This window comes from Pseudomonas sp. AC193 (assembly GCF_979258075.1).
In genome coordinates, this window is the sequence record NZ_OZ409832.1 from 1459138 (window position 1) to 1481531 (window position 22394).

Sequence of the window (22394 nt, forward strand, 5' to 3'; positions counted from 1 at the left end):
GCCGAAGGCTGCGATCTTTTGCTGTTGATTGTAAAAAACAAGATCAAAAGATCGCAGCCATCGGCAGCTCCTACAGGTCTGGATTTGTGGTCAGGAGCGGTTGATCAGCCAGTCGAGAAGCAGGCTGCTGTCGCGTGCAGGCGGTGCTTCAACCGGCGCGGATTCGCGCTGTGCACCCAAACACAAAATCGGTCGATCCGGATCGCTGTCGAGAAAACTCACCCACACCTCACTGCCCGCGCGGGGTAATTCATGCGCGGCAATGCGGCCATTGGCGTTAGTCAACGCGATCGGCAGCCAAATCCCCTCAGAATCAGGCGATGTTGGCCTCGGCCACAAACTCACCTTGATTCGCCCCTTGTCATCCAGTTTCGATGGCTGCCCCTTCGTGCCCAGCACTCGCGCCAAGTGAATCCCCGGAATGCTCGGCCGTGATTGTTTCAGCGCCGGGCGAAAATCCGTCGACCATGGCAAAGCCGTGAAATCACAGTGATAGCGATACACACTCGGCGCCGGATCAAGGATGCAAGGTTGCTGACCCTGATGGCGCACCGACGTGATCAACCATTGTTCATTGAAGGCATTGATCGGATGTTCGGTCACTTGCAGCAGGTCGGCGCTGTGCAATCCGGGGCTGTCGCAGCGACCGTGAATCGAGCGGTACTGGCAGCGCTGGCGCTCCAGATGACGGCGGCTGCGTTGTTCGGCATGACGTTGTTCAAGGGACAACATCTGCGGTGCGAGGACAGGCACGGTTTGATTGGCCGAGTCCTCGCCCGACGCCTGTTGGCCACGATTGCGCACCCTGTGCAGCGCTCGAATTGGCGCGGCGTCATGTTGCTGAAACAGCGCGCTGACCCGTGGCGACGGCGTGTCATCGTCGAGACTGAAGGGCAGCAGCGTAGGTTCCTGCGGCAGGCTTAGGCTGTCATCGGCAAACACCACTACATGCCCGTCAGGCCGATGCTCGAAATGATAATGGATGCCTTCGTCTTCACACAGACGTTGCAGCAGCGCCAGGTCGCTTTCCTCGTATTGAATGCAAAAGTCCCGCACGGGGTAGTGGCCGACGGTCATTTCGATGCGAAAGCTGTTCTTTGGCAGCCCATGCTCCGCGAGCAATTGTGCAAGGATCGCCGGCACACTCAACTGCACAAACACCCGGCGTTTAAGCGATTGCGCCAGACGTTGCAGATAAGGCACCAGCACCAATCGATAACCGATCCGGTGCGTGCCGCGATGTTCGCAACGGACACTGTGAATCAGGCCATGCACACCGTGCTGCTCGCTCAGGCGTAAATACGCCGGTTGCTCCAGCAAGCTGTCGGGCAGGACGGCGGGCGCCAGGCCAATGACATCGACCTCGAAGCGAAAGGGCTGATTGAGCGCTTCATCACCGCTGAAACGCACCACCGGCAGGCACAATCCGCCATCGATCAGGGTCAGGGTGAAGGGACTTTCCATGTCATTGAGCATTCGTACAGGTTCTGTCGGTGAATACGGACGGCAGAGGGTACGAAACCGCAGCGCGGAATAGTCACCGCAAGGCAGCTTTTCAGAATCGCCCTACACGTTGTGGTGAAGATGTCGATTCGCCAATCAATATTTTTGGTCGATTGCCGACTTTAGGCCGTATAAACTTGGCGCCACGCGTCGGCCAATAGATGTCTCGGCGCCACAGATCAAGAGAGTGAGTAATGGGCGCACAGTGGAAGGTTAAACACAAAGAAGCGGCAGCCAACGCCAGGGGCAAAATCTTCGGCAAACTGGTGAAAGAAATCACCATTGCTGCGCGTAACGGTGCCGATACCACCACCAACGCACACTTGCGTCTGGTGGTTGAACAGGCCAAGAAAGCCTCGATGCCGAAAGAAACCCTCGATCGCGCGATCAAGAAAGGCGCCGGTCTGCTCGGTGAAGCGGTGCAATACCACCGCGTGACCTACGAAGGTTTCGCCCCGCACCAAGTGCCGCTGATCGTCGAGTGCGTGACCGACAACGTCAACCGCACCGTCGCCGAAATCCGCGTCGCGTTCCGTAAGGGCCAATTGGGCGCTTCCGGTTCGGTCGCGTGGGACTTCAACCACGTCGGCATGATCGAAGCGTCGCCGGACACCCCGGACGCCGATCCGGAAATGGCCGCGATCGAAGCCGGTGCTCAGGATTTCGAGCCGGGCGAAGACGGCGCAACACTGTTCCTGACCGACCCGACTGACCTTGATGCCGTGCAGAAAGCCCTGCCGGAGCAAGGCTTCACCGTGTTGTCGGCCAAGCTTGGCTACCAGCCGAAAAACCCGGTGACCGGGTTGAGCGATGAGCAGATGGCTGAAGTTGAGGCGTTCCTTGAAGGCCTCGATAACCATGATGACGTGCAGGATATGTTTGTGGGTCTGGCTGGCTGATTTTCGTCGCCACTGATGGCCTCATCGCGAGCAGGCTCACTCCTACATTGGAACGCATTTCACTTGTAGGAGTGAGCCTGCTCGCGATTGACCGCGCAGCGGTCACAAATTTTCAAGATCCCGCAAAACTTCACCGAACCCCGGCCGCGCCAGCACGTCCGCCTGGCAGCAACGCCGCTCCAGTGCTTGCAGTTGCACGCGGCGCTCGTCACTCAACCCCGAGTCGATACGCGCCAGCAACTCCCCCAACAAAACCCCGAACGCCCGCACTTCAATGCGTTGCAGCGCCTGCGTCTGCGCGTTATCCGTCGTGGCATGGAACGACGCCCCGCCAAAATCCCCCAATAAACAATCGCCTCGGTCGTTCAACATAATGTTGTGCCCGTAGAGGTCGCCGTGGGTGATGCCTTGCTTATGCAGGTGCTCCGCCGCCGAGGCAACGCCCTTGGCAATGCGCAGCGCAACGTCAGCCGTGAAGCGCAGGTCATCGGCGTAAACATCCCGCGAACACGACGCCAGACTTGGCAACCCGGCGAGGTTGCGAAAGCTCGGATCGATCAACTGCATGACCAAGCCTTGCTGACCGTCGGGGTGGCCGTCGATTCGCCCTTCAACGCGGATCAAGTTCGGGTGCAAGCCAGCTGTGATGCACGCGTTCATCTCGTGCAGCGGTGAGCCGTCGCTGGTCATCTCACCTTTGTACAACTTCACCGCGACTGGCTCTTCGCTGTGATCGGCACGTTGCCAGATCGCCCGGTGAATCACCCCGGAAGCGCCTTCGCCCAGCTTCTGCTCCAGCCGCAACGCCGACCAGTCGATCAGTGGCGTGGCTTCAAGGGCGGCAGCATCGGCTTCGGTTTCCAGCGGATTACCGGCGTAGGCCAGCCACGTCAGGCTCGGCAAACTCAACAGCCATTGCGGCAATTCGCTGAATTGGTTGACGGAAATGCGTAACAGCTCCAACCGGTGGCATTGGCTCAGCGACGGCGGCAGCGCTTGCAGACGATTGCCAGACAGCATGAGTTTCTGCAGATAAGGGCGCTCGCCCAGTTCGGTCGGCAGGGTTTCGATGCAGTTGTCGGTCAGGATCAACCAGCGCAACAGCGGCGGCAGCGCGACACCGGGAACGTTGACGATGCGGTTGGCCTTGAAACCGATCATCGTCAACGCCGCGCATTGGCCGAGGCAAGCGGGCAGTTCGGTGAACGGGTTGTCCGAGCAGAACAGCACGCGCAGGCGGGTCAGACGGTGCAGGTCGTCAGGCAGACTGCTCAGGTTGTTGCCGCTGAGATTGAGGATTTCGAGGGTGTCGGCCAGCTCGAAAATCTCGCGTGGAAACTCGGTCAGCCCGCACGACAGATCCAGCCGCGTGATGCCCGACAACTCGCCGGCGCGCAATTGAGCAAGGGTGTGCATGTAGGTGTTCACTTTAGAAAGAGGACAAGCGCACGAGGCGCTCGGGAATGGACGACATGATAACGGCAGAAGCTAATGCAGGTGTAGGAGCTGCCGCAGGCTGCGATCTTTTGATTTGGCAAACCGAGGGTCAAAAGATCGCAGCCTCGTTTCACTCGACAGCTCCTACAGAGGCTGGCGTCAGGCTAGTTGAGGGATAACCTGAAGCTGCCCCAACCGGCTACGCGTACGCCCCAGATCAATCGCATCGCCGCCCAGGCTTTCGCACAGCGACGACCGGCCAATCAACGTCAGGTGTTTATCCTGGTCGTAAAGCACGTCGATCAAATTAATGAAGCGCTGTTGCGCCGCAATCGAGCAGTCGCCCAGCAGTGGCAAATCATCAATCACCCAGTGGTCGAAACGCCGACACAACTCCAGATAATCCATCACCGCCGTCGGCTGCTCGCACAGGTCATCGAAGGTAAAAGCCACGCTTCTGTCGTCACACCGTCGCGCCCGAAAATGCCGGGTACCGACGGCCAGCGACAATGGCGGGGCATCCTGTGCCGGCAGGTTCAGGGCCATGCGCTGATCGGCCGTACCCGGCCAGACATAATGCCCATGGGTAAATACTTGATGCTCATGATTGCGCGCCAGACTGCGGTAATCATGCGGGCCGCCAACTTCCATGACCTGCATGCGCGTATTGATCAACTCGATCACCGGTTTGAAACGCGCGTGATAGAGCGGGTTGGGCAGCAAACCTTCAGGCGGATAGTTAGAGGTCACCAGCAGCAGAATCCCGCGCTGGAACAGCGCTTTGAACAGCCGGGTGATGAGCATCGCGTCGCCGATGTCATGCACGTGAAATTCGTCGAAACACAACACCCGACAATCTTGCAGCAAGTCATCGAGGGTGGTGGCGAGGGCGTCTTCCTGCTCGCGGTGGCTGAACATGCCTTGATGCAATTGCGCGAAAAACTGATGGAAGTGCAGCCGCCGCTTTTGCGTGATCGGCAGCGCCTGAAAGAAACCGTCGAGCAGCCAGCTCTTGCCACGCCCGACCGCGCCGTGCAGGTACAGGCTCGGCGGAGTTTGTGCGGTGGCGCCGAACAGCAGACTGGCCTGTTGCGCCATGCAATCGATGACGCGCTGCTGACTGTGGCTGAGGGTGTAACCCTGCTGGTGCGCCTTGTTGCGGAAATAATCGCGGATCGACTGTGCGCTCGCCTCGTGCCCGGCGCTGGCGCCAATGCCCTTGCCGAACAAGCGGCGCAGCACCGGCCAGCGTTGGCTCAGGTGTGATCGTTTCGGCGGTCGGGCGGGCACTCTGCGGTCACTCCGTATCGGTCATGCCGCCTCCCCGGAGTGCGGCGCGACATTGTAACCAGGCGACGTCAACGGCTTCTACCTCGGGCTGTCGAGGCCGTTCGGTGACAGAACATTTTCCGCGTGTTGCCAACCTTTCGAAACATAACCCGACCGCTCCATGGATCCAATCGACTGGCGCAATCGCCGTGCGTTGCTAACCTGAAACACAGTCACGACAGCGCAAGCCAGTGCTGACAAGGAATGGCGCAGTGAATCAACGAGTGGTCATGGGCCTGCTGGGTGTGCTTGCTGCACCTGCATACGCGGCGGATCTACAGGTCGAAGTGCGAGTCGACGTGCAGCGCGGCTGCCAGTTGATCGGCCAGCAGCGCGAGGCCGGGATTGAGCAGCTCGGCGTGCTCGACTTTGGTAGCACCGCGCGCCTCGACGACCCTGACGGGCCATTGAGTGCGGCGCTGACCAATCAACGCTTGCCACGGCTGGAGTGCAACCCGGATACGCCTTATCAGATGCGCGTTGACGGCGGTTTGCACGGCGGTGTCGGTGAGGTGCGATACATGGCGGGGACGGAGGGCAGCAAGCCGATTCCTTACCGCTTGTATCAGGATGCGGCGCGGCGAGTGCCGCTGGTGGTGGACGTAGCGGTCAGTGGGCGGGTGCCCGACACGGGCACGGTGGAGTTGCCGTTGTATGCGCGGATCGAGCGGCTGGCGGAAGTGCCGAAGGTCAGCCGCTATTCGGATTTAGTGAAAGTCACGGTCACCTGGTGATCGCAACGGACAGCAACAACGCAGTGCTCAATGATGAGCGCAATGGATGAAGTCGCTGAAGGAGTAGGGACGGGCGCAATGGCAGGCAAACACTGGATGGTCATGGCAGCAGGTACGCTGGCGCTGCTCGCGGACGATGCGCAAGCAGCGGTCAGCGGGCAGATCCACGCGCGGCTGATCCTGATCGCCGGCTGCGAAGTCACCAACACCTCCAATCCCGCCAGCCCGGTCAGCGATCTCGGCACGCTGGATTTCGGTCAGCAGGGGCCGACCTGGAACGCGCCGATCAAAGCAGCCCTCGACGGCGACACCAGCGGCAAACTCAATGTCGCCTGCAACCCTTCGGTCACCGGTTTTACCGTCACCATCGACGGCGGCACCCATGGAGACGGCAACACCCGGCGCCTGAGCAACGGTCGCCAGACCCTCCCTTATCAGCTGTTTCTCGACCCCTCGGGCGCGCAGAGCTACAGCATCGGCCAACAACACAATTTCGCTGTCACCAGCGCTGCGCAAATACCCATTCCGGTATTTGGCTCGGTGGTGGCGAATACCCGCGCGGTTCCGGCAGGGGTCTACACCGACACCCTGACGGTGACGCTCGACTGGTAACCCCGTAGAGGACGGACACCATGCGTACGTTTGCATCAAGGATAGGTTTGCCGCTGCTCGGTCTGGCGCTGGTTTCTAGCGCCAACGCCGCCACCACGGTCACTGGCCAGATCACCTCCAGCCTGATCCTGATCAGCAGCTGTCAGGTCAACGGCGCCGGTGGCTCCACCGGTCTCAACTTCGGTGCCTTGAACTTCGGCACCGCCAACAGCCTGTTCACCACGGCCACCGGGCAAGTGCTGGGCGGTGGCGGCGGGGCGCTGTCGATTCTGTGCTCCAGCGGCACCACGCCGACGGTAAAAGTGCGCGCCGGTGCCCATGACGGCATGTCGCCGGGTGGCACCCGTGCGTTGTACGACGGCGTGGCGAATTACGTGCCCTACGACTTTTACACCGATGCCGGGCACTCGCAGCTGTTGGCGATCGACGGGACGATCAATCTCGCCGCGAGTACCGGTGTCGCGCAGACCGTGAATATCTACGGTCAGGCCGTGGGCAAGGCCGGTTTGCCGGCCGGCACCTACACCGACACCGTCGCTGTTGAACTGACGTTCTGATGCCATGTTTCGCCATGGCGGCATCGCGTTGCTCCTGCTCTGTGCGGGCAGTGCACCGCTGCCGCTGACGGCGGCGACCAGCCAGAGCTTTCAGGTTAGCGCCACGGTCACGGCGGGGTGCCTGGTGGTGGGCGGGGTATCAAACTATGGCGGGCTGAATTTCGGTTCACGGTCGGCGCTGGCCACCGGCACGGTGCAGGTCGCACTGACTGGCGGCGTGCAGTTGCAATGCACGCCGGGAGTGACGTTGAACATGAGCGTCGATGGCGGCCAATACAACAGCAGTGGCCGGCATATGCAGGTCAACAGTGGCAGCGCGCGGGTGGCGTATACGCTGTTCCGCGATGCGGCGTATAGCCAGAGCCTGGGCATCGGCCAGAGCGTGGCGGTGGCGTACAGCGATGCAAACAACATCCGCCTGCCGATTTACGGTCAGGTGCAATTGCCGGGCAATCAGCCTGGGGGGACGTACAGCGATGTGTTGCAGGTGCAACTGTCGTGGTGAGGCGAGGTTTGATGTGCCGACAAGGAGCAGGTTTATGGGGGCAGTTACGTTCATGCGGCGCGCGGTGTTGGCGCTGTTCACGCTCGGGGCAGGTTATGCGCACGCCGCCAGTTCGGTGTTGATCTGGCCGATCGATCCGGTGCTGGAGGCTGATCAACAGGCCAGCGCGTTGTGGCTGGAAAATCGCGGCACTGAAACCGCCAACCTGCAGATCCGCGTGTTCGGCTGGAGCCAGAACGGTTACGAGGAGCAATACCAGAACCAGCGCGATGTGATCGGCAGTCCGCCGGTGGCGAAGATCGAGCCGGGTCAGAAACAACTGGTGCGTCTGACCCGCACCAAGGACGTGCCGCCCGGGCAGGAACTGGCCTACCGAATCATCATCGACGAAATCCCGTCCGCACAACCGCCCAGTGCTGAAGGTGGCAAAACAGCGGCGGCGATTCGTTTTCAGATGCGCTATTCGGTGCCGCTGTTCGCTTACGGCGCCGGTCTGTGGAGCAAAGAAGACAGCACCCGCCAGCGCGATCCCAAGGGGATTGGTTTGCCACAATTGACCTGGCGCACGGTAGCGGTGGACGGCCGGCCGTATGTCGAAGTGCGCAATCAAGGTGCGGTGCATGCGCGGTTGACGGATGTCGCGATCAAACAGGGTGGGCAGAACAAACCGTTGGCGGAAGGCTTGCTCGGCTATGTGCTGCCGGGCGCGGTGATGCGCTGGCCGGCACCGGGAGGGCTGGCGGGGGATTCGGCGTTGCAGGTGCGGGTGAATGGCGGGGCGCAGGTGCAGAGCATTACCCCGGCGAAGTGAATGGGCTGATTCGGTGTCATGGCAAAGGGATTCACCAGTGCCACAGGGTTCACTGACCACAGTGAAAGTGGTCATGGCCACCCGCAGTATCAGGAGGATTCAGTCCATTGACGGACGTAAAGCGCGTATGAGCCGAGGATGGGCTCGCCGTATTCAGCGTCCGTTGTGGCATCTCACCGGCGCGTGCTGCCTGGTGTTCGTTCAACCGTCCGGGGCCGGCGAACTGCCGCCACCGCCCAGCGGCATGGAGGCCGTCAGCGATGCACAGTTGTTTCTCGAACTGGTGGTCAACCAGATGAATACCGGGCAAGTGGTGGCAGTGCAGCAGCGCGGCGGGCGCCTGTTTTTACCCGCCACGGCACTGCGTGAAACCGGTATGAAACTGCCTGAAAACATCAGCACTGAAGTCGACCTCGACAGCCTGCCCGGTCTGCACAGCGAATACGACAGCGTCGGTCAACGCTTGCTGCTCAACGTGCCGCCGGAATGGCTGCCAGAACAGTTCATCGGTAATCGCCAAGCCTATCCGCGCACTCCGGCGCTGAGCAGTTTCGGCGCGTTGTTCAACTACGACCTCTATCTCAACGACACCGATGATGCCGGCACCTATTTAGCGGCGTGGAACGAAGTACGCCTGTTCGACAGTTGGGGCACGTTGTCCAACACCGGGCAGTATCGACGCACATTGTCCGGTGATTCAGTCAGCACACTGGACAACGGTTACCTGCGCTACGACACCACCTGGCGTTACTCCGACGACGAGCGAATGCTCACTTACGAAGCCGGCGACGTGATCAGCGGCGCCTTGCCTTGGAGCAGTTCGGTGCGTCTCGGTGGCGTGCAGTTCTCGCGGGACTTCGCCGTGCGCCCGGATCTGGTCACCTATCCGTTGCCGCAATTTGCCGGCGAAGCGGCGGTGCCGTCCTCGGTCGATCTGTTTATCAACGGCTACAAATCCAGCAGTGCCGAACTGCAACCGGGGCCGTACACGCTGACCAACATTCCGTTCATCAACGGCGCGGGCGAAGCCGTGGTGGTGACCACGGATGCGTTGGGTCGACAGGTGTCGACCACGGTGCCGTTCTATGTCACCAGCAGCTTGTTGCAAAAAGGCTTGAGCGATTTTTCCGTGGCCGCCGGTTCCCTGCGGCGCGATTACGCTTTGAAGGATTTCAACTACGGCCCGGGCGTAACCTCCGGCAGCCTGCGCTACGGCGTCAGCGACAGCTTTACCCTGGAAAGCCACGCTGAAGCCTCCGACTCGCTGACCCTCGGCGGCCTCGGCGGCAATCTGCGGCTGGGTAATTTCGGTGTGCTCAACAGTGCCATGAGCCAGAGCCGTTTCGACGGCGAGGGCGGTCAGCAATTAAGCCTCGGCTATCAGTACAGCAATCAGCGTTTCAGCTTTTCTTATCAGCGCCTGCAACGCCACGATCAATACGCCGATCTGACCGTGGTCGACACGCCCTACATCAGTCTCAGTCGGCGCAGTGAACAGGCGACCCTCAGCGTTAACCTCGACCGTTGGGGCAGCCTCGGCGCCGGCTATTTCGATGTGCGCGCAGCGGACGATTCACGCACACAATTACTCAACCTGAGCTGGAGCAAACCGTTGTGGCGCAACAGCAGTTTCTACCTGTCAGCCAACCGCGAGATTGGCGACAGCAACTGGGCGCTGCAGGCGCAAGTGGTGATTCCGTTCGATCTGCGTGGCAGCTTGGCGATCAGCACCGAGCGCAGCAAAACCGGACAGAGCCAGCAGCGGGTCAACTACAGCCGCGCGGTGCCGACCGAGGGTGGCGTAGGGTTCAGTCTGGGTTACGCCAAGGGCGATGGCCCGGACTATCGACAGGCCGACGTGACCTGGCGTCTACAATCGGTGCAGTTGCAGGCCGGGGTTTACGGTTCGTCCGACGCCGAAACCCGTTGGGCCGATGCCAGTGGTTCGTTGGTTTGGATGGACAAGCAGGTGTTCGCCGCCAACCGCATCGACGATGCTTTTGTTGTGGTCAGCACTGAAGGTTTTTCCAACATTCCGGTGCGCTACGAGAATCAGCAGGTCGGCGAGACGGACAAGAACGGCCATTTGCTGGTGCCGTGGAGCAGCGCCTATTACCGCGGCAAATACGAGATCGATCCGCTCAACCTGCCGCCAAATGTGCGCAGCCCCAACGTCGAACAGCGCATTGCCGTGCGGCGTGGCAGTGGTTATCTGCTGGAGTTTCCGCTGACGCGGGTGATTGCCGCGAGCATCGTGCTGGTCGACGCGCAGAAACGCGAACTGCCGTTGGGCGCGGGTGTGCTGCACGAGCAGAGTGGTGCGCGGACGGTGGTGGGCTGGGATGGCCTGGTCTATCTGGAAAATCTCGAAGCGCAGAATTCCCTGGAAGTGACGTTGGCCGATGGCAGCATCTGTCGAGTGCAATTCCCGGTCGATATGCAGCAGAACCAGGTGCCGCTGATCGGCCCGCTGGTGTGCCAATGACTGTTGCGCGGATGTTTTTGTGGCTCGCGCTGATGCTGCCGGGGGCGGCGCAGGCGTTGTGCTCGGTGGTGGGGACGACCCCAGCGTCATTCGGTTCGATCAGTTCGATCGCCGTGCGCACCACCTCTCAACCCAGTTCGACATTGAATGGCGGGTTGAGCTGCACCGGATCGCTGCTGTCCTTGCTGACCAGCAACGACCATTTCTGGGGTACCGTGTCTTCGACCCAAAGCGGTCTGGTCGGGCCGACCGGCGACGTCATCAGTTACACGATTTACGCCAACAACAGCACCAGCTACCCGCTGACCCGTGGCACCGCTTACGACTTCGCCCGCAACGGCATCATTGATGCCTTGGGCCTGCTCAACGGCACGACGCCGAAAACCGTGCCGCTGTATTTGGGCACAACCATTGGCAGCAACGTCGCCGCCGGGGTCTACACCGAGACGCTGAGCATTTTCTGGAACTGGAATTACTGTTCGGGGATTGGCATTGGGGCGATCTGCATCGGCCGCGATATCAACAACGCTACGACCACGTTGACGGTGAACCTGACTGTATCCAATGACTGCACAATCACCGCGCCGAACATCGCTTTCGGCAGCGCGCCAGTGATCAGTGCATTCACCCCGGTGAGCGGGCAGACCATCAATCTGGCGTGCACCAAGGGCAGCGCTTACACCGTGGGCTTGAGCGACGGGCAGAATGCAGTAAGCGTTGGCGGGCGGCGGCGGATGATTTCCGGCAGCAATTATCTGGCCTACGACATTTTTAAAAGCGCCGGTACGACACGCTGGGGCAGTGTCGGCACGGCACGTCGGTCGAGCACCGATGCCGAGGTCAACCCCGGCAACGGACTGGGCACAGGCAGCCAGATCTTCAACTACAACGCAAAAATCTACACCGACCAGACCACGCCGCCGGCGGGCACGTATCTGGATAACGTGGTACTCGACGTCGGGTTTTAATCGCACGCGATCCCCTGTAGGAGTGAGCCTGCTCGCGATAACGGTGTGTCATTGAAAATGATGGGGCTGATACACCGATATCGCGAGCAGGCTCACTCCTACAGGGTTTTGCGGTGTTTTTCAGAATGGCAGTGATGGCTTGAGTTCGATCGGGCTCACCACCGCATAGTTGTACCCGCCACCCGACCAGTACTCAGCCTGCAAATCCCCGTCACTGCGGCTACCGCGCGGCAAAAAGGTGTTCTTCGGCCCCGGCGGGCGCACGTAGAAACTCACCTTGTGCCCGCTGCCATCCTCATACAGCACCATCGCCGCCGGGCCTTCGTCGGTGCTCAGCAGGCGCCCGCTGACCGGTTCAAACCCGGCCGCTTTCAGATCCGGCAAACGGCTGGCCTGATTGAAATATCGATCGAGCCAGCGCTGCATGTCGCCGTCACTGTCGACCTTGTAATCCGCCGGCAACATGCCTTTTTGCGCAATCAATCGATAGGCCTGAAGGGCGTCGGTCATCGGCAACATCGAAGAACGCACAAGGGTCATTTCCCGTGCCTGCCAACCACTGAAACCACCGATGCTGACCGCGATCAGCAACATCGCCGCACTGGCCAGATGGCGCCGAGACTGGCGTTGGCGGCGCTGACGAATCAGTGCCGGGTCAAGCTCCGGATTGGCCGGTTGCTGCAATGCGCCGCTGAGGGCCGCGCGCAGTTGCTGGGCGTCCTGTTGCCAGGCGCGCACTTGCGCGGCTTCATCCGGATGAGCGGCCAGCCAGGTCTCCAGCACACGCCGGTCGGCGTCGCTGAGCTGGTGGTCGATGTAGGCGTGCAAATCACGCTCGCTGGGAGGCAGGCTGATCATTTGAGTATCCGCAAAGAAGGGCTGCTGATTTCGCCGTCGCTGAGTTGGCGCAAGGCCTGGCGGGCGCGGGACAGGCGCGACATCACGGTGCCGATCGGGGCGCCGAGAATCTCGGCGACCTCTTTATAAGTCAGGCCTTCGACCGAGACCATCAGCAGCAGGGCGCGCTGTTCAGTCGGCAGTCGGTCGAAGGCTTGCAGGGTCGATTGGGCGATCACTGTGCGCTCGACCGAGGGTTCGGCGTCGTCACGTCCGGTGAAAAATTCGAGCATCCGCGCATAGCGCCGGGAGCGGCGGTGGGCGTCGAGAAATTGTCGATAGAGGATCGCAAACAGCCAGGCTCGCAAATCGCCGTCGGCACGTTTATCGCCCCAACTCGACAGGGCGCGCTCCAGGCTCGCCTGCACCAGATCGTCTGCGCTGCTGCTGTTGCGCGTCAACGACACGGCAAAGCGGCGCAATCTGGGAATGATTTCTCTCAACTGTTCGTCGAATTCGCTCATGAAGTTCTGCTAGTCACTACGCTGTGGACTAGGGAGACGTCCGCCGTGGCAGGTTATTCCACGTTCGGAAAAATAAATACCGGGCTGTGGAATAAACCCCGACGGGGCGCGTCTTGCTGATTCTTCCTACTCGTGGCCGATGGCCCTGGAGTCGTTCATGGTTGATCGCTCATCCCCCAACGCTGCACCGCCCGAAAGGCCGCAGCGCCCGCCCTTGAGTGCTGCGAGCCTGATCTTGCGTCTGGGCGGCATCGCTGTCGTGGTCGCCGCCGTGGCCGGGGCGTTTGCCTACGTGCACGGCAGCTTTGACCCACAACGTCTGACGCCGAAAGCGCTGGTCGATGTGCTGGAAAAGAACAACGGCGTGCATCCGGGATTTCGTCGTAATCATGCCAAAGGCGTCTGCGTGATCGGCCATTTCGAGAGCAGCGGCGAGGCGCGGGTGTTCTCCACCGCCCAGGTGTTCAATGATCCGAGTACCCCGGTGGTCGGGCGTTTCGCACTGCCGGCGGGCAACCCTTATGCGCCGGACAGCAGCGTGCCGATTCGCAGTCTGGCGCTGCGTTTCACTCAGGCCAACGGGCAGCAGTGGCGCACCGGGATGAACAGCATGCCGGTGTTCCCGGTCGGCACGCCCGAGGCGTTCTATCAATTGCAACAGGCGCAGTCGCCGGATCCCGCGACGGGCAAACCGGATCCGAGCAAGGTGCCTGCCTTTTTCGCCTCGCACCCGGAAGCGGTGCCGTTTTTGACGTGGGTGAAGACCGCCAAGCCGTCGGCCAGTTACGCCACGGAAACCTATAACAGCGTCAACGCGTTTTATCTGGTCGACGCCAGCGGCAAAAAGCAGGCCGTGCGCTGGAGCATGACGCCGTTGGCGCAGGATGCAGCGGGGGCGACGGCACCTGAGGGCGGCGATTTTCTTGAGAAGGATCTGGTGCAAAAACTGGCCGCCGCGCCGCTGCGGTTTCAGTTGAATATCACCTTGGCCAATCCTGAGGATCCGGTCAACGACGCCAGTAAAACCTGGCCGGCGGGGCGCAAAGTGGTCAACGCCGGCACCTTGGTGTTGGAGAAAACTCAGCCGCAACTGAGTGGCGAGTGCCGCGACATCAACTACGACCCGCTGGTGTTGCCGGCCGGGATTCAAGGCAGCGCCGATCCGTTGCTCGCCGCGCGCTCCGCCGGTTACGCCGATTCCTATCTGCGTCGCACCAGCGAAGTCAGCCAGTTGCCCGCCGCCAAACAGGAGGCTCGCCCATGAGAACTCAACCGACGCATTTCGCATTGTTGGCGCGACTGCTGCACTGGCTGATGGCGCTGATGATCATCGCCATGCTGTTTATTGGCGCGGGCATGGTGACGTCTGTTTCAGAGCGGCATGAATGGCTGATCCATCTGCACAAGCCGTTGGGCATTGCGATTCTGGTATTGGTTGTCGTGCGTCTGCTGGTGCGTTTGACCACGCGCCAACCCCCTTTGCCAGCGGATCTGCCGGACTTTCAGGTGTTGGCGGCCAAGGCTTCGCATCTGTTGTTGTACGCGTTGATGCTGGTGTTACCGCTGCTCGGTTGGGCGATGATCAGCGCTTCTGGCGAACCGGTGATGCTCAGCACCACGCTGCAGTTGCCGTCGATTGTGCCGGCCGATGCGCAGTTGTTTGCGTTGCTGCGCAAGGCCCATGGTTATCTGGCGTACCTGCTGTTTCTGACGGTGCTGCTGCACCTGGCGGCGGCGCTGTTTCATGGCTGGGTGCGCCGCGATGAGGTGCTCGACAGCATGTTGCGCGGTCGCGATCGTCATTGAGCGAGTCAGGGGGCGGGCCGGCGCGTAAAGCTACGGCCTGAAGCAAAAGATCGCAGTCAGACTGCGATCTTTTGGTTAAGCGGAGGAGGGGATCAGCGCAGGGTGTCGACCATGTCGGCGATGGTGGTCAGCACGTCTTTGCCCAGTTGTTTCGAGCGTTTGCCCGACCAGCCGGTTTCTTTGTCGGGATGGTCGTCGTGATCCTTGAACGGCATCTCCAGGGTCAACGACAGGCAGTCGTATTTCTGGCCGACGCTGTTGCAGGCGAGGGTCATGTTGGCCTGGCCCGGTTCGTCACGAACATAGCCGTACTTGGTCTGGAAGTCTTTGGTGGTGTGCTTGAGGTGACTGCGGAAGTGTTCTTCAAGCTTCTCGATGCGCGGCGTGTAACCCGGATTGCCTTCGCAACCGGCGGTGAACACGTGAGGGATTTCCTCGTCACCGTGTGCGTCAAGGAACAGATCGACGCCATACTTTTCCATCTGCTGCTGTACGAAAAGTACCTCGGGGCTGACTTCCTGACTGGCGTTCTGCCAGGCGCGGTTCAAATCCTGGCCCATGGCGTTGGTGCGCAGGTGGCCGTGGAAAGCGCCGTCCGGGTTCATGTTCGGCACCAGGTACAGATCGGCGCTGGCCAGCAGCTTGTTGAGCACCGGATCTTCGTGACGTTCCAGACGTTCGATGATGCCTTCCATGAACCATTCGGCCATGTGCTCGCCGGGGTGTTGCTGGGCGATGATCCAGACTTTGCGCTGGCCTTCAGCGCCCGAGCCTTTGCGCAGCAACTGGATGTCGCGGCCTTCGACGCTTTTGCCGGTGGCGAGCAGTTCAGTGCCGGCCTTGGTCAGCGCGTGCTCGATCAGCCAGTCGTGACGGCCACGGCTGTACGGTTCGAAGTAGGCGAACCAGGCGTGGGTCTGCGTGGCTTCGAGGCAGAAGCGCAAGCAATCGCCTTCGAAAATTGTTGGTACGCGGAACCAGTTGACGTGATCGTAGGAGGCCACGGCTTGATAGCCATCCCAGGCTTTGTTGTACGAGGACTGGCTGGCGTTGTTCAGGCGGAACCAGTGTTCCTGACCGACGTGCAAGCCGCTGGCCTTGAAGTGGAACCACTGAAAATGGGCGCTGCGCGTGTCCGGGCGGATGGCCAGAACCGGGCTGAGCGGATTGCTGATGTCGATGACTTGGATGTTGCCGCTGTCGAAATTGGCGCTGATGTCGAACGAAGATTTGGCCACGGTCATATCGGTTCCTGATCAGGATTGTTATGGCCGATACTTTACACAAGATTGGGCTGAAACCGAGGGGAATTGCGGGGTTGTGGCGGGGGGCGTCCTCCATGACGCGGAGGCAGCTTAGAGATTATGCGATTGATTCTCAAGTGCTATTTGTCGTTAGTTTGCCCCAATGCGGCCGGGCTTGGCTTGCCAATCGATATTCTTTTGATATTATCCGCGCCATCGAATTTGCAGCACCTAAAGACTTCATTAGCCTGAAGCCACAAGCCCGAAAAACGGGTAAAAAAAAGACCCGGAAAAAATCCGGGTCAAAAACCGTGATTAGCCTGATGAGGAGATAGTCCAGAAGACCGACCTAAGGTCTCTGGTCCATCGACTGATCTCGCGACCAGCTGCATGCAATAATAATCATTATCATTTGCAAGTCAAATGTTTTTATCTGCGCGATTGGAAAATTCTTTCCTGTCCGTTCGAACCCCCGTTCCTCAGACTTCATCGCCATCCAGCGAGTGGTCGACCATCGCCCGCGCCATATCCACCATGTGCACCACCGAAAATGCCAGATCGCGACTCGCGCCTTGCAGGTTTTCGGCTGCCTTGAACGCGGTGGCGGCGGCGCAGCGCAATAGGTCGGAGGCGTGTACCAGTGCTTCTTCGCCGCTGACATGACGGTTGACGTCGAAAAAACGCTCATCGACCTCGGGTGTCGACACAGTTGGTTTCAAGTAATAGTCGAGCGCTCGTTGCGCGGCGGCGTTGCCTTGGGGCGAGGTGAACGTGGTGTCCATTTGCAGGTCGGGCAAGTCTTTGCTGCTGATGTTCATGATGAAGGGCCACTCCTTGTTTGATTAACTGTCCGTGCGATCAGCATAGTACGATGCGTAGTTGTGACCAGAATTTAAATACGACAATTTGTGTTTTGCTGGCCGAAGGCGTCACGCGTAAGGTGCCGCACATGGATAAATGGATTGAGTTGGTCAAGGCCAAAATGAGTGAGCTCAAAATCACTCAAACAGAGCTCGGAGAGCGTGTTGGCATGTCCCAGGGCGGCATCGGCCATTGGCTGAACAAACGTCGTGAACCGGGCGTCGCGGAGATGAACCGCGTGCTGCAAGCGCTGGGCATGGATTTTCTCGAAGTGGCGATGGTCATTCGCGAGCCGCAGCCCGTGGCGAACGACGACATGCCGCTGACACAGAAATATAACCCTTACTTTCGCTACCCGGTGAGCGACTGGAGCGCGCCACTGCAAGCGCGGGAAAGCGCGCCGCAGCCCTACGGCAAACACGAGGACAGAAAACGCTTCGAGCTGACGGATTACCACGCTCGCGGCGCCGCGTTCTGGCTGAGGGTGTCGGGGGACTCGATGACCGCGCCCAAAGGCACGAGCATCCCCGAAGGCATGCTGATTCTGGTCGATCCGGAGGCAGAGGCAGTGCCCGGCAAACTGGTGATCGCCCAGTGGTCGGACAGCCATGAAGCGATTTTCCGCAAGCTCGACGAAGAGGGCGGCCAGCGTTACCTGATACCGCTCAATCCGACGTGGCCGAAAGTCTTGTTCACCGAGGAGTGTCGAATCCTCGGCGTGGTGGTGCAGGCTACGGCGCGCTTCTAGTCAGACCGATCCTCGCCAGGCGTAGGATCGGTCTCTTTATTCACACTGCTTCCAGTTCAACCAAAGCGCTGCCTTCGCCGACCATTTCACCTTCCTGGCAATACAGCGCTTTGATCACCCCGGCATGCGGCGCACGGATGCTGTGCTCCATCTTCATCGCTTCCAGCACCACCAGTTGCGCACCGGCTTCGACCGTTTGCCCGGCCTCGACCAAGACCCGCACGATGCTGCCGTTCATCGGTGCCGTCAGACCGCCCTGATGACTGTTGCTGGCTTCCACTGCACTGATCGGGTCGTACGCTTCAACGCGACGCAACTCGCCTTCCCATTGCAGATACAGTGCATCACCCTGACGAATAGCCCGCAAGGTACGACGCACGCCTTCGTGTTCAACAACCAGCGAATCGCCCAGCAGTTTTGCATCACCGCCAGCCCCCAGTGTCAACGCCCGATCCTGCCCCTCGCAACTCAAATGCAGGGTAATTTCCCGAGGCAAACCCGCGCGCAATCCGCTGTTCCGCGACCACGGTGAAGCAGCATCATCCGCCCGCACAACGCTCGGCAAGCTCTGCGCAAACGCCTGCGCCGCCGCCTGCCAGAACCCGCCACTCAATTCGCTCGGCGCTGGCAGCAATTGCGCCTGATAGCGCGGAATAAACCCGGTATCCAGTTCCGCCGCCGCAAACGCCGGATGCGCGATGATCCGCCGCAGAAAGTTGATGTTGGTCTTCAACCCGCCAATCGCAAATTCATCGAGCATGCTCAACAAACGCAGGCGCGCCTGTTCACGATCCTCGCCCCAGGCAATCAGCTTGCCGAGCATCGGGTCGTAGAACGGCGAAATCTCATCACCTTCCTCAACCCCGCTGTCCACTCGACGCCCAGGCCCTTCAGCCGACTCGCGATACAAATCCAGACGCCCGGTGGCTGGCAGGAAATCATTCGAAGGGTCTTCGGCATACAAGCGCACTTCGATCGCATGACCGTTAAGCGGCACCTGCTCTTGGGTGATCGGCAGCGCTTCACCCCGCGCCACACGAATCTGCCAGGCGACCAGATCCAGACCAGTGATCGCCTCGGTCACCGGGTGTTCAACTTGAAGGCGCGTGTTCATCTCCATAAAGAAGAATTCGCCACGCGCATCCAGCAGAAACTCCACCGTGCCGGCGCCGACATAACCAATCGCCTGCGCCGAACGCACAGCCGCTTCGCCCATAGCTCGACGCAGTTCAGCGGACAGGCCCGGTGCCGGCGCCTCTTCGACGACTTTCTGATGCCGCCGCTGAATCGAGCAATCACGTTCATTCAGGTACAGGCAATTGCCATGCTGATCGGCGAACACCTGAATTTCGACGTGACGCGGTTTCAGCAGATATTTCTCCACCAGCATCCGCGAATCGCCGAACGACGACTGCGCTTCACGCTGTGCGGAGGCGAGTGCTTCGGCGAGCTGGCCGACCTCTTCAACAACCTTCATGCCTTTGCCACCGCCGCCGGCCGTGGCTTTGAGCAGCACCGGATAACCGATGCGTTCGCAGGCTGCACGGAAGGTCTCGAGATCCTGCGCTTCTCCGTGATAACCCGGCACCAAAGGCACGCCGGCAGTTTCCATCAGCGCTTTGGCCGCCGATTTGCTGCCCATCGCGTCGATGGCCGAGGCCGGTGGGCCGAGGAAAATCAGCCCGGCCGCTTCAATCGCGCGGGCGAACCCGGCGTTCTCCGACAGAAAGCCGTAACCCGGATGAATCGCCTGCGCGCCGCTGGCCTTGGCCGCCGCAATCAGTTTGTCGACTTGCAAATAACTGTCAGCCGCTTTGCTGCCGCCGAGATCGACGCGGATATCCGCTTCACGGCTGTGCCGCGCCTCACGGTCGGTGGCGCTGTGCACGGCGACGGTGGTCAGGCCCAGCGCTTTGGCGGTGCGCATCACGCGGCATGCGATTTCGCCACGGTTGGCCACCAGCAGGGTGGTGAGAACGGGTGCGCTCATCAACGCGGCTCCTTGGTGGTGGTTTCGGCTTGCCAGCTCGGCGGACGTTTTTGCAGAAAGGCCCGCAGACCTTCCTGACCTTCCGGGCTGACGCGGATGCGGGCGATGGCGTTTTCGGTGTAGCGGCGCAGGGCCGGGGTCAGCGCGCCGTTGCCGACTTCACGCAGCAAGTCTTTGCTGGCGCGCATGGCGGCGGGGCTGTTGAGCAGCAGATTGTTGATCCACTGTTCGACCTGTTGCTCCAGTTCAGCGGCCGGATAGCTGTCGGACAACAAGCCGATTTCCCGTGCCCGTTGACCGCCAAAACGTTCAGCGGTCAGCGCATAACGCCGTGCTGCACGTTCGCCAATGGCTTGTACGACGAACGGACTGATCACCGCTGGCGCCAGACCGATGCGTACTTCCGACAGACAGAACTGCGCGTCGTCGGCGCCAATCGCCATGTCGCAGCAACTGATCAAACCCAGCGCGCCACCGAATGCCGCGCCTTGCACCACGGCCACGGTGGGGATTTTCAGCTTGGCGAGGTTGTACATCAGCTCGGCGAGCTCGCGGGCGTCGTCGAGGTTGGTGTGGTAATCGAGCTCGGCCGATTGCTGCATCCACGCCAGATCGGCGCCGGCGCTGAAGTGCTTGCCACGCCCGCGCACCAGCAGGAAACGCAGGCTGGCGTCACTGGCAACTTTGTCGAGGGCGAGGATCAGTTCGCGGATCATCTCGGCGTTGAACGCGTTGTTTTTCTCTGGGCGGTTGAGCCACAGCGTCGCGAAACCGCGCGGGTCGTTTTGCAGTTCGAGGGTGTTGAAGTCGCTCATATTCATCCGTCTCCACGGTCTTTGTGGGAGCGGGCTTGCTCGCGAAAGCGGTCTTTCAGGTATCAGAGATGTCGACTGATCAACCGTATTCGCGAGCAAGCCCGCTCCCACAAAAAAATCACATCCGGAACACGCCGAAGCGGCTCGGTTCGATTGGCGCGTTCAGCGACGCGGACAAGGCCAGGGCCAGCACATCGCGGGTCTGCGCCGGGTCGATGACGCCGTCGTCCCACAGCCGTGCGCTGGAATAGTAGGGGTGACCCTGCTCTTCATACTGGTCGAGGATCGGTTGCTTGATCTCGGCTTCCTGCTCGGCACTGAAGCTTTGGCCACTGCGTTCAGCCTGCTCGCGTTTGACCTGCACCAGCACGCCGGCCGCCTGTTCGGCGCCCATCACGCCAATGCGCGCATTCGGCCACATCCACAGAAAACGCGGATCGTAAGCGCGGCCGCACATGCCGTAGTTACCGGCGCCGAAACTGCCGCCGATGATCACGGTGAATTTCGGCACCTTGGCGCAAGCCACGGCCGTCACCAGTTTCGCGCCGTGTTTGGCGATGCCACCGGCCTCGTATTTCTGCCCAACCATGAAACCGGTGATGTTCTGCAAAAACAGCAACGGAATGCCGCGCTGACAGGCCAGCTCGATGAAGTGCGCGCCTTTCTGCGCGGCTTCGGCGAAGAGGATGCCGTTGTTCGCCAAAATCGCGATCGGGTAACCGTGCAAATGCGCAAAACCGCAAACCAGCGTGGTGCCGAACAGCGCTTTGAACTCATCGAACACCGAACCGTCGACCAGTCGTGCAATCACTTCGCGCACGTCGAACGGCTGCTTGGCGTCCGCCGAGACCACGCCGTACAACTCATCGCTCGCGTACAGCGGCGCAATCGGTGCGCGCTGTTGCACTTCGCCGAGCTTGCGCCAGTTGAGGTTGGCAACGCTGCGGCGGGCGAGGGCGAGGGCGTGTTCGTCACTCTCGGCGTAATGGTCGGCAACCCCGGAAATCTTGCAGTGCACGTCGGCCCCGCCGAGGTCTTCGGCGCTGACCACTTCACCGGTCGCGGCTTTCACTAGCGGCGGGCCAGCGAGGAAAATCGTCGCCTGATTGCGCACCATGATCGCTTCGTCGGCCATCGCCGGCACGTAAGCGCCGCCCGCAGTGCACGAGCCCATTACCACGGCGATTTGCGGAATACCCATCGCGCTCATGTTGGCCTGGTTAAAGAAGATCCGCCCGAAGTGCTCGCGATCCGGAAACACTTCGTCCTGACGCGGCAGGTTGGCGCCGCCGGAGTCGACCAGATAGATGCACGGCAGACGATTCTGCTGCGCGATGGTTTGTGCGCGCAGATGTTTTTTCACAGTCAGCGGGTAGTACGAGCCACCCTTAACCGTCGCGTCGTTGGCGACGATCATGCACTCGACGCCTTCGACCCGGCCGATACCGGCAATCACACCAGCCGCCGGCACGTCTTCGCCATACACAGCGTGGGCGGCCAGTTGGCTGATCTCCAGAAACGGTGAACCCGGATCGAGCAAACGGTTGATGCGTTCACGCGGCAGCAATTTGCCCCGTGAAGTGTGGCGTTCCTGAGCTTTCGCGCCACCACCCTGCGCCACTTGGGCGAGCAGGGTGTGCAGAGCGTCGACCTGTTTGAGCATCGCCGCGCTGTTGGCGGCGAACTCCGCTGAACGAGGATTGAGCTGTGTATGCAAGGTTGCCATGGT

General features: G+C 60.7%; 22 protein-coding genes. 12 read left to right on the top strand and 10 right to left on the bottom strand.

What is annotated here, in order from left to right; all coding sequences use genetic code 11:
* Window positions 1-90 precede the first annotated feature (90 nt).
* Window positions 91-1476, bottom strand: a complete 1386-nt coding sequence (locus ACZZ0D_RS06800; RefSeq protein ID WP_463552745.1) for a type VI secretion system Vgr family protein — start codon at window positions 1474-1476, stop codon at window positions 91-93.
* Between the two features lie 221 nt (window positions 1477-1697).
* Here ACZZ0D_RS06800 and ACZZ0D_RS06805 point away from each other — a divergent pair, with 221 nt between their 5' ends.
* Window positions 1698-2402 carry a YebC/PmpR family DNA-binding transcriptional regulator gene (locus ACZZ0D_RS06805; RefSeq protein ID WP_053121745.1) on the top strand — a complete coding sequence of 235 codons (705 nt, stop codon included), beginning with the start codon at window positions 1698-1700 and terminating at the stop codon, window positions 2400-2402.
* A gap of 102 nt (window positions 2403-2504) precedes the next feature.
* Here ACZZ0D_RS06805 and ACZZ0D_RS06810 read toward each other — a convergent pair whose 3' ends face one another.
* Both ACZZ0D_RS06810 and zapE read right to left on the bottom strand, forming a co-directional pair.
* On the bottom strand, window positions 2505-3818 hold the full coding sequence (locus ACZZ0D_RS06810; protein WP_463552746.1) for a leucine-rich repeat-containing protein kinase family protein: 1314 nt from the start codon (window positions 3816-3818) through the stop codon (window positions 2505-2507).
* Window positions 3819-3998: 180 nt separating this feature from the next.
* Entirely contained in the window at window positions 3999-5129 is a 1131-nt protein-coding gene (zapE, locus tag ACZZ0D_RS06815; RefSeq protein WP_463552747.1) for a cell division protein ZapE, read from the bottom strand.
* Window positions 5130-5398: 269 nt separating this feature from the next.
* Between zapE and ACZZ0D_RS06820 the strand changes: the two genes are divergently transcribed.
* From ACZZ0D_RS06820 to ACZZ0D_RS06850, 7 genes are all read left to right on the top strand, one after another.
* Window positions 5399-5902, top strand: a complete 504-nt coding sequence (locus tag ACZZ0D_RS06820; RefSeq protein WP_463554768.1) for a Csu type fimbrial protein — start codon at window positions 5399-5401, stop codon at window positions 5900-5902.
* Between the two features lie 78 nt (window positions 5903-5980).
* Window positions 5981-6514 carry a Csu type fimbrial protein gene (locus ACZZ0D_RS06825; protein WP_400751881.1) on the top strand — a complete coding sequence of 178 codons (534 nt, stop codon included), beginning with the start codon at window positions 5981-5983 and terminating at the stop codon, window positions 6512-6514.
* Between the two features lie 20 nt (window positions 6515-6534).
* Entirely contained in the window at window positions 6535-7071 is a 537-nt protein-coding gene (locus tag ACZZ0D_RS06830) for a Csu type fimbrial protein (protein WP_053121735.1), read from the top strand.
* Between the two features lie 4 nt (window positions 7072-7075).
* Window positions 7076-7576 (top strand): Csu type fimbrial protein, encoded by a 501-nt coding sequence (locus tag ACZZ0D_RS06835; protein WP_212545730.1) that lies wholly within the window; start codon window positions 7076-7078, stop codon window positions 7574-7576.
* 34 nt (window positions 7577-7610) lie between these two features.
* Window positions 7611-8387, top strand: coding sequence for a fimbrial biogenesis chaperone (locus ACZZ0D_RS06840; RefSeq protein WP_212545731.1), 777 nt, complete (start codon window positions 7611-7613; stop codon window positions 8385-8387).
* A gap of 127 nt (window positions 8388-8514) precedes the next feature.
* The gene (locus tag ACZZ0D_RS06845) at window positions 8515-10872 is read left to right on the top strand and encodes a fimbria/pilus outer membrane usher protein (protein ID WP_463552748.1); all 2358 of its coding nucleotides are present in this window, start codon (window positions 8515-8517) and stop codon (window positions 10870-10872) included.
* Window positions 10869-11840: a Csu type fimbrial protein gene (locus ACZZ0D_RS06850; RefSeq protein WP_053121727.1), complete on the top strand. Its 972-nt coding sequence runs from the start codon at window positions 10869-10871 to the stop codon at window positions 11838-11840. Before ACZZ0D_RS06845 ends, ACZZ0D_RS06850 begins: the two co-directional genes overlap by 4 nt.
* A 120-nt stretch (window positions 11841-11960) precedes the next feature.
* Here ACZZ0D_RS06850 and ACZZ0D_RS06855 read toward each other — a convergent pair whose 3' ends face one another.
* Window positions 11961-12698: an anti-sigma factor family protein gene (locus tag ACZZ0D_RS06855; protein WP_463552749.1), complete on the bottom strand. Its 738-nt coding sequence runs from the start codon at window positions 12696-12698 to the stop codon at window positions 11961-11963.
* Window positions 12695-13201: a sigma-70 family RNA polymerase sigma factor gene (locus ACZZ0D_RS06860; RefSeq protein ID WP_053121724.1), complete on the bottom strand. Its 507-nt coding sequence runs from the start codon at window positions 13199-13201 to the stop codon at window positions 12695-12697. Before ACZZ0D_RS06860 ends, ACZZ0D_RS06855 begins: the two co-directional genes overlap by 4 nt.
* Window positions 13202-13358: 157 nt before the next feature.
* Here ACZZ0D_RS06860 and ACZZ0D_RS06865 point away from each other — a divergent pair, with 157 nt between their 5' ends.
* On the top strand, window positions 13359-14465 hold the full coding sequence (locus ACZZ0D_RS06865; protein ID WP_463552750.1) for a catalase family peroxidase: 1107 nt from the start codon (window positions 13359-13361) through the stop codon (window positions 14463-14465).
* Entirely contained in the window at window positions 14462-15007 is a 546-nt protein-coding gene (locus ACZZ0D_RS06870) for a cytochrome b (protein WP_426619687.1), read from the top strand. The genes ACZZ0D_RS06865 and ACZZ0D_RS06870 overlap by 4 nt, the downstream gene beginning before the upstream one ends.
* Window positions 15008-15099: 92 nt before the next feature.
* Here ACZZ0D_RS06870 and ACZZ0D_RS06875 read toward each other — a convergent pair whose 3' ends face one another.
* On the bottom strand, window positions 15100-16251 hold the full coding sequence (locus tag ACZZ0D_RS06875) for a M14 family metallopeptidase (RefSeq protein WP_463552751.1): 1152 nt from the start codon (window positions 16249-16251) through the stop codon (window positions 15100-15102).
* Between the two features lie 23 nt (window positions 16252-16274).
* On the opposite strand from ACZZ0D_RS06875, the gene ACZZ0D_RS06880 reads away from it, so the two are divergent.
* Complete coding sequence (locus ACZZ0D_RS06880; protein ID WP_053121716.1) at window positions 16275-16586, top strand: hypothetical protein; 312 nt, start codon at window positions 16275-16277, stop codon at window positions 16584-16586.
* Between the two features lie 144 nt (window positions 16587-16730).
* Here the strand turns inward: ACZZ0D_RS06880 and ACZZ0D_RS06885 are convergent, their stop codons facing one another.
* Window positions 16731-17069 (bottom strand): DUF6124 family protein, encoded by a 339-nt coding sequence (locus ACZZ0D_RS06885; RefSeq protein WP_053121713.1) that lies wholly within the window; start codon window positions 17067-17069, stop codon window positions 16731-16733.
* Window positions 17070-17200: 131 nt separating this feature from the next.
* Between ACZZ0D_RS06885 and ACZZ0D_RS06890 the strand changes: the two genes are divergently transcribed.
* Entirely contained in the window at window positions 17201-17860 is a 660-nt protein-coding gene (locus tag ACZZ0D_RS06890) for a LexA family protein (RefSeq protein ID WP_463552752.1), read from the top strand.
* Window positions 17861-17900: 40 nt separating this feature from the next.
* Here ACZZ0D_RS06890 and ACZZ0D_RS06895 read toward each other — a convergent pair whose 3' ends face one another.
* The 3 genes from ACZZ0D_RS06895 to ACZZ0D_RS06905 form a co-directional block, all read right to left on the bottom strand.
* The gene (locus ACZZ0D_RS06895) at window positions 17901-19850 is read right to left on the bottom strand and encodes an acetyl/propionyl/methylcrotonyl-CoA carboxylase subunit alpha (RefSeq protein WP_463552753.1); all 1950 of its coding nucleotides are present in this window, start codon (window positions 19848-19850) and stop codon (window positions 17901-17903) included.
* Window positions 19850-20665 (bottom strand): gamma-carboxygeranoyl-CoA hydratase, encoded by an 816-nt coding sequence (locus ACZZ0D_RS06900; RefSeq protein ID WP_053121779.1) that lies wholly within the window; start codon window positions 20663-20665, stop codon window positions 19850-19852. Before ACZZ0D_RS06900 ends, ACZZ0D_RS06895 begins: the two co-directional genes overlap by 1 nt.
* Before the next feature lie 118 nt (window positions 20666-20783).
* On the bottom strand, window positions 20784-22391 hold the full coding sequence (locus tag ACZZ0D_RS06905; RefSeq protein ID WP_150693883.1) for a carboxyl transferase domain-containing protein: 1608 nt from the start codon (window positions 22389-22391) through the stop codon (window positions 20784-20786).
* Between the last annotated feature and the right edge of the window lie 3 nt (window positions 22392-22394).